Source organism: Campylobacter portucalensis (assembly GCF_009690845.1).
In the GTDB taxonomy this organism is placed as follows: Bacteria; Campylobacterota; Campylobacteria; order Campylobacterales; family Campylobacteraceae; genus Campylobacter_B; species Campylobacter_B portucalensis.
Genome location: NZ_VWSJ01000004.1, coordinates 102,519 through 114,251, shown reverse-complemented (window position 1 = coordinate 114,251; position 11,733 = coordinate 102,519). Strand labels below are relative to the sequence as shown.

General features: G+C 29.7%; 3 protein-coding genes and 1 pseudogene. 3 read left to right on the top strand and 1 reads right to left on the bottom strand.

Annotated features, from left to right (window positions below):
* Nucleotides 1-1,248: 1,248 nt before the first annotated feature.
* The 3 genes and pseudogenes from F1B92_RS01960 to F1B92_RS01950 all read left to right on the top strand — a co-directional run.
* A pseudogene (locus tag F1B92_RS01960) lies at nucleotides 1,249-2,061 on the top strand (phage portal protein family protein); the annotation flags it as partial.
* Nucleotides 2,058-3,290, top strand: a complete 1,233-nt coding sequence (locus F1B92_RS01955; RefSeq protein ID WP_154570224.1) for a phage head morphogenesis protein — start codon at nucleotides 2,058-2,060, stop codon at nucleotides 3,288-3,290. The pseudogene F1B92_RS01960 and the gene F1B92_RS01955, both read left to right, overlap by 4 nt.
* Nucleotides 3,291-3,633: 343 nt before the next feature.
* On the top strand, nucleotides 3,634-4,050 hold the full coding sequence (locus tag F1B92_RS01950; RefSeq protein WP_229770879.1) for a phage virion morphogenesis protein: 417 nt from the start codon (nucleotides 3,634-3,636) through the stop codon (nucleotides 4,048-4,050).
* 1,237 nt (nucleotides 4,051-5,287) lie between these two features.
* On the opposite strand, the gene F1B92_RS01945 is transcribed toward F1B92_RS01950, so the two are convergent.
* On the bottom strand, nucleotides 5,288-11,674 hold the full coding sequence (locus F1B92_RS01945) for a YadA-like family protein (RefSeq protein WP_229770877.1): 6,387 nt from the start codon (nucleotides 11,672-11,674) through the stop codon (nucleotides 5,288-5,290).
* Between the last annotated feature and the right edge of the window lie 59 nt (nucleotides 11,675-11,733).

The following is an 11,733-nucleotide window of genomic DNA, read 5'->3' as shown; positions in this document are numbered from 1 at the left end:
TTGGTGGTTGTTGGTGGTGATTTTGAATGAGCAAGAATCATTACAATCTATCTTAAATTTACAATCAAAAGAATTAAATTTGATATCTATTAAAATTTTATCGCCAAATTTTAATCTTACAAAATAACCAAATTATAAATTTAAAAAATTTAAAGATTATAATGTAAAGATACAATTTACTTTTGCTTTATTGAAAATTTGGACTCGCATATAAATGCATAAATTTAAATTTAATCTAAAAAATAGCACTACATAAGTAAAAATAATCTATAAACCTAAAATAAAAATTTTAAAAAGAGTTTCGATCTTGAGCTGTTTATTGTTTGGTAGCATTTGCAATAAAAAATATAAAATATCTCATTATAAATTGATGTTGTTTTATTTGATGAATCGCTATCTTTTATCATAGTGATATTAAAATTTAGATTTAACTGCTCTTGGACTATGTAAATTTAATGCTTTGATTTGCTCTTTTACTTTCTTATTAATATACTCTTGGCTTAAATATTTTTATTTATTTTATGATTATAAGCCTATTTTGAGTAATGCTTTTATATTAACACTCATGAATTAATACTACTATCGCCTTTGATAATAATTTATAGCCCGTATTTAAGAGATTTTTGTATTGGCTTATCAAGATAATGACTCAGATATTGTTGCATTTGCCAGAGTTTGTCTTAGCATGATTATGGAAGCACAGAAAATAAAATCATATAAGATACTATACGCAACGATATTCCAAAATTAAAAAGACATATAAGAAGTTTTACAAGAAACCAAAAAACTATGTAAAGATTTAGAAAAAAGGTTTATTATTTTGTTAGAAAACAAGATATTTTAATGCCAAAAGCAAAAAAATAATCTTATTAAAAATATCATAAAAGAGAATTCAAAGCAAAATTTAGCAAAATATGAGCTTAAAGATATTTTCACATTTGTAAATTTATGCAATTTAAAGCAAAAGCGATGAATTATAACTTAGAGTTAAACGAATAAGAGGGCAAAACGGCATTTAATCTGTTTAATTAAGCTTCTTTTAATAAAAATTTAAATAAATGGTCAGTTATTTTTAGCATTATTTTTAGAAAATTCTTTTTTTAAAATTAATTTTTTGAAATAATTTTCATTTAGCTAATTAATTGAAGGTTTAATTGCCCTGCGTTGAATATCTAAAATCATACCAACAAATCGTAAAATATCATAATGTATTTAAAATAAATTATAAAGAAATAGAAATTTGGCAGCCCGTGGGCTATTGCAAAGACTGATTTTGATGCTGAGGGCTTAGCAAAAGAGTTGTTTTCGATGTTAAGTGGTGATGTTGCAGTAATTGACAAAGACGAAGAAATAAGTATAACTCAACCTGGAAAAGATAGCTCTCATGATAAGCTTATAACTTACCTTGATGAACAAATTAGAAATGTAATATTAGGCGGAAATTTAACGTCAAATGTAAGTAGTGGAAGTTTAGCGGCTGCAAATATTCATAACCAAATAAGAGAGGATATATCAATTTCAGATGAAAATATAGTCCTTGACGTTTTTAAAAGAACGATTAAAATTTTTAAAGAAATAAACGGCTTAAATTTAGATATAGACGTAGTTTTAATAAGTAAAGCAGATGGCGATTTAGACTTAGCAGAAAGAGATTTAAAGCTTTTTAATATGGGTTTTGTGCCATCAAAAGAGTATATCGAAAAAACTTATGGTGTTATTTTGGATGAAGAAGAAATGAAAGAATTCGTAAAAACGAAAAACGAAAATGAGAATTTAAAGCCTAATAAAACGGCGTTTAAAGAGTCTTTAAAAAAGCCAAAATATTTAGATAAATTTGATAAAGCCTTAGATAGTAAAGATTTTAGCGATGGGCTTAAAAAAACAGATGATGAGTTAGAAAAGGCTTTAAATGAAATTTTAAATAGATGTGATACATATGAAGAGGCTTTTGATGAGTTTATGGGGCTTTATGATGCACCGCTTGAAGAGATGGAAAATTTAATGTTTAAAGCTGTTGCAAATAGTAAAATTTATGGTATGTTTGAAGAGGATAAAAGATGATTTCTTTTTTTGAAGAACCTAGCGAAGTTGTAGAGTATTTAAGTAGAAAAAACCCTGAAATTCATTTTAATTATGATGAGGTAATGCATGATACTCATAAAAGAGTTTTTACGGTAGCTAAGATAACAAAAATGGATCTTTTAACAGATATAAAAACTAGTTTAGAAGATGCTTACAGACACGGTAAAAATTTCAAAGATTGGAAACAAGACATTAAACCGCTACTTAAAAAAAAGGGGTGGTATGGTAAAACTACAGTAATAGATCCAAAAACAAAAGAAGCAAGAGATATTTTTGTAGGCTCAAGGCGTTTAAAGACTATTTTTGATACAAATATGCGAACAAGTTACGCAAAAGCTAGATATGACTCACAGATGAATAGCCTTGGGGGTTATTTTAGATATGTAGCTGTTTTAGATAAAAAGACAAGACCAGAACATAAAAATATGCACGGCGTAACTTTACCAAAAACGGATAAATTTTGGGATAGAAACTATCCGCCAAATGGTTGGGGGTGTAGGTGCAAGGTGCAGGTATTAGATGATTTAGAACTAAAAGAATACGACATAAAACCGCTACAAAATAGCAAAGGTTTAATAAATATAGCAGATAGAGATTTTGCATATAATCCTGGTAAATTTGACAAAATAGATGAAATTTTAAAAGAGAAAAAAGGTAAATTTTTAAATGCTTTTGAAAGTAAAATTTTAAAAGATAAAATATCAAATTTCGAACACGAAAAAAATATTTATGTGTGGCAAAAAGGGCTTAATGAGATGACAGATACCTTAGCAAGTGGCGATATTATAAAAGAAAAAGCCTATCAAATAGCCCAAATAGGCGAGTTAAAAGAGGGTATCATCAAAGCTTTATCAAATTTGAATATCAAACCAAAAGCTAAAAGCATATCTATCTATCAAAACACTATAAATCATATTTTAAGAGATACTAAACCAGGACAAAAAGAACCAACCATTAACGAAATAAAGCAAATAGTAAGAGTTATTGACACTGCTAAACATTGCTACTATGATAAAGAAAATAAAAATATTATATATTTTTATCCAAGTCTTGCAGACAAGGCAATGGTAAATTCTTTGATAGTAAAAACAGACTATATAATTAAGAAATTTAAAACTGATAATTTTGTAATCACAATTAACAAAATTAAAAAAGTTGATTTTGAAAGCATGATAAAAGATAAAAGCAGGTATATAAGATTGAGATAAGGGCGGGATTCGAACCCGGCCATAAACCGACTATTTTAGTCGCTCGGTCTCCCATCTGACGGCATCTCTTATCTCGTATTTGCTATTTTACCAAAAAAGGGTAAAAAATGTCAATAGAAATAAAAGGTTTTTTAGATGAGATTTAAAGAAATTTGGTTTAACAAATTATATGGTTACGGCTGGGAAAATAGAAAAAACGAAATAAACCAAAAGCATTTTATAAAAATCAGATGACGGCAGGAGTTGCACCTGCAATCTCTCTAGCTAAAAAGCTACAACCCGCTACTGCGTTGCGACCATCAATCATCTGATTTTAAATTATTTTACCAAAAAAGGATAAAAAATGTCAATAGAAATAAAAGGCTTAGATGAAGTTTTAAAAAAACTAGAAAATTTAAAAAATTTAAATACTAAACCATTAATGAATTCAATAGGAAATATGCTAAGAAATGAGATAGAGCATAGCTTTGAAGATGAAAAAAGCCCTTTTGGGGAAAAGTGGAAAGCCTTGTCAGTCATAACCCAAAAGTCAAAAATCAAAAACAATAAAAGTGATAAAATTTTAAGAAGTAGTGGAAATCTAGCTGATAACTGGTACATAAATGCTACAAATAATAAAGTAGTGGTTTCAAATAATTCACAGGGTAAAAATGGCTTTAAATATGGCTTAACTCATCAATTTGGAAGTAATAAAGCTGGTAAAAATAAAAACTCTTTAATCCCTGCAAGAGAGTTTTTACCAGTCGATAAAAGAAATTAAAATTCAATATTTTAAATAAAATTAATGATTATATATAAAAATCAAAGCTTATGTTTTAAAATGTTGAAATATAAAACCAATACAAAAATCAATTACATTCCAACAATCTACTTCTTACTTCTTCAATTTTAGGCAACCATATAAATTTATAAAGATAGAAGCATAATATATACGTAAGCGATAATATATTATCATAGATAACAAAAACTAAACGCTTTAAACAATATATCTATATGAAGATTTAAATTTTAGACTAAATTTAGATGAGAAAGATACGATTTGAAGTAGTTGAGCTTAAATGTAAAAAAGCTTATATAAATTATAGCCAAGCACTCAAACATATCTGCTAATTAAATAAACAAAATCATACAAAATTTAAACTCTTATGGAAAATGATCTATAAATCTTAATGATATGAAAAATAATCCTTATATTATGCAAATTTATGCTAATGGGTGGAGTTAAGGCGAATTGCTTTAATTATTTAAATACTCAAATATAAAAACCATTTCAAACTGCCATTAGCAAGTAATGGGATAGAAATATGTAATAAAAACTTGTCTATTATGTGGGATAAATTTAGCTAAACAGCTCCAATCAATTTAAAATACAACTATAAATTTAGAAGATTTTAAAGCATTTTCATCAAAAACTAAATTTACAATATCTTAAAAATATTACAAATAAAATTTTTAATAATGAGTCAAAAAAATATCTAAATTTAGCAATGAAATAGATAAGCTATTTTTATTAATTTATTAAATTTAATGATAAATCCTATGCGAAAGATATGAGTAATGAAGTTTTAGTAAATTATATAAATGAGAATTTTTGAGGGAAATATTTAAAATAGATTTAAATTAAAAGGCTTTTTATTTTAGTTCTATATAAATGACAAATCAAACTTAAAACAAAATATAGTTTTATCTTGTATTTTTGCAGTGTAATTTATTATAAAGTGTGAGTTTTTAAGATGCAATATAAAAAGATTGATATTAAATTTTATTAAATCAACAAAAGAAATAAATTTTGAGTTAAATTTAGCCTTATTTGTTGTCATACAAATTTATATGTGTTTAAATTATGTGGTTATATAAAATTAAGAATTTAAGAACATTTTCTCATCTTTTAGAACTTATCATTTAAATTTTATATTAAAATTGAGTGATATTAAGTCAAAATTCTTGAAAAACTATCAAATTTTAAGTAAATTTAGTAGCGTTTAAAACGCTACTAATTAAAAATAAAATCCAACACTACCGCTTACTAGATTATTCTTTTTCGAATCATAGCTTAATCCACCTTTAAATATCCATCTACCATTATCGCTTAAACCGCTAAATCCAATAGCATAAGCATTCTCTCCTTTATAATGACTAGAACCTAAAGATATAAGTCTTTTGCCTGGGATGGTAGATTGTGGTAGCGATCCAATAGCAGCTGCAGAAGCAATGCCTGCAAATGCATCCTCTCTTAACTCTTGTATTGTCTTATAAGCTGCATTTAGTTGGTTTAAATTTACAGCATCTGTGCCCAATACTCCAGGAGCTACATTTGATATAACCCTCTCATTTGTTGGAGATCCAACTGATACTACATTATCTCTGTGGATAGGATTACCTTTTTCATCAACTCCAATTTGTGTTGTTGAACCAAATCCTAAAGCTACTGAATTTTTACCGCCAGCTTCTGCTCCTACACCAATAGCTGTTGATTCATCCGCAATCGCTTTTGATCCAGGTGCAGCTGCAAATGAATTTTTGCCTGTTGCTTGTGGGTTTTTATCATATTTGCTCTCTACATTAGAAGCCACATTTTTGTTTAAAACATTTGATAATCTTTTTAATTGAGCCACATTCACTGCATCGCTATCTTCTCTGCCTGCTGCCACACCTGTGATTTGTCTAGTTATACCATTTTCTAAATCACCTACAGAGACAGCACCTGAGGTTGATATCCAAGTTGATATATTTTTGGCTTTGTCGTCTTTGAGAGCGATTAACAATGTGTTTTGACTATCTTCAACTTTTTTAGTTGCTTCTTCAACTTTTGTTTGTGCAACTACAAGTTCTTTAGCAAATTGTTCTTTTTGCTCTTGAGTTTCTTTTTTCTTTTTTTCAAGCTCTTCTTGACGCTTTTTATAAATCTCTTGATCTTTTTTGAGTTTTGTAATCCTATCTTGAGAAGCTGTATTATTGCTTCCATTAGCAGACTTAACTTCTTTTTCAAGTTTAGCAATTAAATTCTCATTTGTTTTATTTCTAGCTTCAAGTTGAGCTAATTCAATCTCAATATCTTTAATAATCATTTGAGCTTCTGATTGTTTTAATTTAGCTTCATTGTGTGCAATCTTAGCATTTAAAAGTTCAGACTTTTTCTCATTTAAATCTTTATGAGCTTGTGCTAGCTTATCTACAATATCTTTTTCAATATCTTTTAAAGCCATATTTTTTTCTAATGTATCTGCATTCGATAATGGATCAAACCCTGTTTTGTAGTCATTTTCTTTTTCATCTTTTATAATAAAAGCCTCTGTGTCGGCATTAGAATTTGCACCCAATGCTACTCCAAAAGCTACTTTTACTTTTGAGTGATCACCTAAAGCTAAGGCGTTTGAAATCTCTTTTGTTGAGTTTTTGTCTTTTCCTATTTCTATAAAATTTCCTAAAGCAAAGCTTGAGTTTGCATAAATTTTGTTGTTATTTCCAATTGAGTAAGAGCTGTTTGCTTCTACAAAGCTTGGATCGCCTATAGCACCTGAGCCAAATCCAACAACTCTATTTCCAAATCCTATAGATATAGAGTTTGCACCAGTTACATTTGAATCTCTACCCATTGAGATTGAATTCCAAGAATTTTCATTAACTTTAGCATTAATGCCTATAGATATAGCCCCATATGAATTTGCTGCAGAGTCATAATTATCTTTCTTGCTGCTATTTTTTTCGCCATATACTTTAGCATCGCTATTTACGTGGAAGAATTTAGTTCCGTGTAAATTTAGGTTATTTATGGCTTGGATAATGTTTTTATTTTCAATTATGCCTTGATTACTGCTTAAATTTGTATTTAAAGCACCCTCTTTAAATGTGCCATTATCATCTATAAATTCTGATCCTATAAGCTCTTTTATTTTATTAGACGCCTCTTTGATACCGCCTTTTCCATTCAATGCCTCATATAGCTGACCACCTGTAACAGCTTCTTTGCTTCCTTTTGATAAATTTCCTTCACCTAAATTTTTCAATGCCTTACCGCCTAAATCTAAACCATCTTTATTTAAAGTAATTGTGGTGATAGAGCCATTTGATTCTTTAAATTTCAATTCAACTCCATTAGCACTATAGCTTGCGTTTTTATCTTGAGATTTTAACTCTAATCTGCTTGCTGTTAAATTTGAAGAATTGCTATCTTTGTTTATAACTAAGCCATTTTTGCTTAAGCTTGTGTTTTTATCACCAAAGAATATGCTACCACTATTTGTTAAATTTATATCTTTTGAGAGTTTAATACTTATATTGCCATCACTGTTTGCAAATACTCCGATATTTCCTGATGTAGTTTTGCTTTGGTTACTTTCGCCTCCGCTTATTTTAAGAGTGTTGCCAAGATTTATGGTTGTGTTTTTATCTTTTTCATCGCTTACAAATTTTAAGTAGCCATTTTTAAAGCCCTTTATCTCTGTGCCATTTAGGTCGATTCCATCTTTTGTGATTGTGATGTTACCACCATTTATGCTTGGGATAAATAGACCTTTATTGCCAAGAGAAGTTATGTTTTTATCATTAGCAGAGATAAATTTAATCTCATTTGTTGAGAGGATGGTTTTTGGTTTGCTATCTTTTTCAAATAAACTTATCTCGCCTGGTTTTATGGTCGTGTTTTTATCTTTATTTAAAACTATAAAACCATCTTTATTTATGGTTGTGCTATTTCCATCTTTAGCTGTAAATTTAAAGCTATCTTTATCGATTGTTATGTTATTTTCAAGGGTGATAAATTTAAAGCCGTCTTTGATTGTGGTGTTTGCATCTTTTGTAACAACTTTAATGCCTTGTTTATTGATGGTTGTGTTTGTTTCGTTGTTTTCAAATTTAAAGCCATCTTTAGTTAGGCTTGTGATATTGCCATCTGCTTTAACAAATAGCCCTTTTTTGCTTAAATTTGTATCTTTATCACCAAAGAATATGCTACCGTTATCTGTTAAATTTATATCTTTTGCAAGGCGGATGCTTAGGTTACCATCTTTTTTTGCAAATACTCCGATATTTCCTGATGTGGTTTTGCTTTGATTACTTTCGCCGCCGCTTATTTTAAGAATCTCTCCAAATTTAATGGTAGAGATATTTTCATCACTTTGATTATTATCGCCTGCAAATTTTAAAAAGCCATTTTTAGCGTTTTTAATATCAGTACCGTTTAGATCAAGGCCGTTTTCATTAAGAGTGATTTTATTACTACCTCTTTGGATGATTAAGCCATTTTTACCTAGATAGGTTTGATTATGATCTTTAGAATTTGTGAAGTTTATATCATCTGGAGTTATGGTAGCTGTTAAATTTCTATCACCATCTAATCTCTTTAATACTATTTTAGCTGGGTTTATATTTGTGCTTGAGTTATTATCATTTGTAGTGATATTTATACCATTTTTATTTATAATGGTTGTGTTGCCCTCTTTATTTACAACTTTAATGCCATCTTTTCCTATGGTTGTATTATTGTCGTTATTTTCTATAACAATGCCTTTTTCTTTAGAGATTGTGATGTTGTTTTCGCTTGAATTTGCATCTTTTATATCGATGCCTTTTGCGTTTTGGGCTGTTTGAGTTCCGCCACTTTTGATTAAATTTATAGTCTCTTTTAATTGAGCTATATTAACTGCATCGGTATCTTTTAAACCTGCTGCTACGCCTGTGATTTGACGTGTGAAATTTTTATCTGGATCACCTATGGCTAAAGCTCCAAGAGTAGCGTTCCATGTAGCGTTATTGTCTTTGTTGTTTGATAATGAACTTGAGCCGTTTAAGGTAGGTATGTAGTAGTTTTTGCTATTGCCACCTCTAGAAGCCCCATTACTTAAAGTTATATTGTCATTTTTAAATACACCTGAGCCGTTTCTATCTGCATTAGAGTATGAGCCAAGAGCTATGGCTTCGTTTGCCTTAGCTCTTGCTTTGTATCCAAATGCTAATGAGTGATTTCCTTCTGCTCCATCATTTAGGTAGTTTGTTGTTATCTTCTTTTTGATCTCTTCTTCTTTTTTGGCTAATTTTTCCAAATCTTTGTCTAGATTAGTTTTTATGGCATTTAAGATTTCTTTTGAGGTGTTTTTATCTGTAACTTTTAGTTTCTGGATTTGAGTATTTTCATCTTGAAAAATATTTTTAACCATAGTATCAAAATCTTTATAATTCTTTTGAGCTTGCTCTTCTATCTCTAATATTTTTTCATTTATCTTTTGAGCTAGTTCATTTATCTCTGGATTTTTAACCTCACCGTCATCGTTCTTGTTATTTGCTATTATAGTTAAATATTTAGCTTTTAAATTCATATATTGTCTTAATATTTTTACTCTATCTAGCTTACCTTTATCTTCCTTATCTAATTTTACAGAGATATAATTTGAACTGCTCATATCCCTAAATTCTAAATCACCTATATTTATATTTATTCTCTCTTCTAAAGCTCTTATTTGCTCTACATTAACAGCATCAGAATCCAATGCACCTGCAGCTACGTTTGTTATACGTCTTTCAGCTCCTTTTGAGCCTACTGAGATTATACCTATATGTTGGCTAGTAGGAACAACATAGCTTCCTTTAGGAATCCATGCTTGTTTTTTATAATCTTCTTTCGTATAATCAACTATAGATTTGTATCCTAAGGCTATAGAATTTTTGTTATCTTGTGGCACTAAAGCACCCATACCAATAGCCATTGAACCTTCTGAATTAAAATCAACCCCAGAACCAACACCTAAAGCCATTGAATTTCTAGAAAATGCTCTAGATAAAACACCAATTGACATTGAATTATAATGTAAAGCATAAGAATAAGAGCCTAGAGCCATTGAGTTATCCCTTCTAGAAAAAACACCTGTTCCAATAGCTATAGCGTTGTTGCCGTTAGAGGCTGAATTTGTACCAATAGTGATAGCGTTTTTACTACCATCTTCTACTGCTATCCAATTTCTGGATTTTAGATTAAGTTTATAACCAGGTTGATCAATATTATTTCCATAAATTTTTCTTTGATAATCTAAAAGATTGATAACTCCATCTTTATCTATATCTTTAAATTCTTCTTCTATTTTTTTCATATATTGATCAAATTTATCTTTATCATCAACTGCGTTATGTGCATTTACAAGCAACTCAGTCTTAAGTCCTTTATTGTGCTGTGCTTTTTGATTATTAAATGTGTCATCATGTTTTACAATTTCGTGCCCTTCTAAAATACTATCAAAATTATCTGTAATAGATGAAAATTTTAATTCTTGATTTTGAGCGGTATGAATTTCATCTTTTATTAGTGCATGTCCTGGTATTCCATACCCTTGTTTATCATAATTATTACCATTGTTTGTCTCTGCATTAAAATAATCCATTTGTATATTGGCAAAAACATTTGAACCAATAGCAATAGAGTTCTCCCCGCCACTTTTCGCTTTGTATCCATATGCCATACCGCCTTTTTTTAAAACATCTATAGAATTTCCTACAGCAACTGATTGATCTGCTAAAACTTTTGTAAAACTACCAAATGCAGTAGCACCAACACCAACAGCTCTAGAATACGTACCAATAGCCGTAGAATAATCTTTAAGAGCTGAAGAATTTGGTCCAACAGCAATAGAGCCTAAGCCTGTAGATAAAACCCTTGTACCTAAAGCAATAGAGCCTTCTTTCGTTGCAATAGTTGGAGACTTCTTAGCCCAATTTATATAGTGTCTATCTAGCTTACCATTTTTCATTTCAAAACCATAATGATCCTTGCCTATTGGGTTTAAGGCACTAAAAGAGCCATCTTCGTTAAGTTTATTAAAAGTCATTGCATAAACGTCTTGCAAATATTCAACATCTTGTTCATATACAAAATCTGTATATACAGAACTCACTGCACTACCTATAGCAATAGAGCCTTGACCTTTTGCAAATACTTCATTACCTACAGCTACAGAGTGATCTTCTGCGTATGTATGAGAGCCAACTGCCACAGCTTGATTCCCGCGCGTTTTGGAATGGGTGCCAATCACGACAGATTCTCCTTTATGCCATATTTGTTGGCTATCATCTTTTTTGTTTGTGGATGGATTTTCCTCAGCTATAGAACCATGACCGATAACAACCGAACCTTCTAATTCAGCATATGATTTAGAACCAACTATGGTAACATTGTTTATATATTGACCTTTTTCAAACATTTTTTCCCAGTATGTTTTATTATTTTTAGATATAGAAAGATTTAATGGATCAATATTATCTTTGTTAAATTTTATAGCCATAGAATCAGCACCTATAGTTACGCTATTTTGTCCCGCTGAAGCCGAATTCCAGCCTATAGCGATAGATCTGGTGCCAACTTTTGTTAAACCATCATTATTTGAATAATTATTTGACATCGCCCAATCATCTGATAGATTGAGTGCCACAAATTTATGAGATAAACCAGAATTAAAGC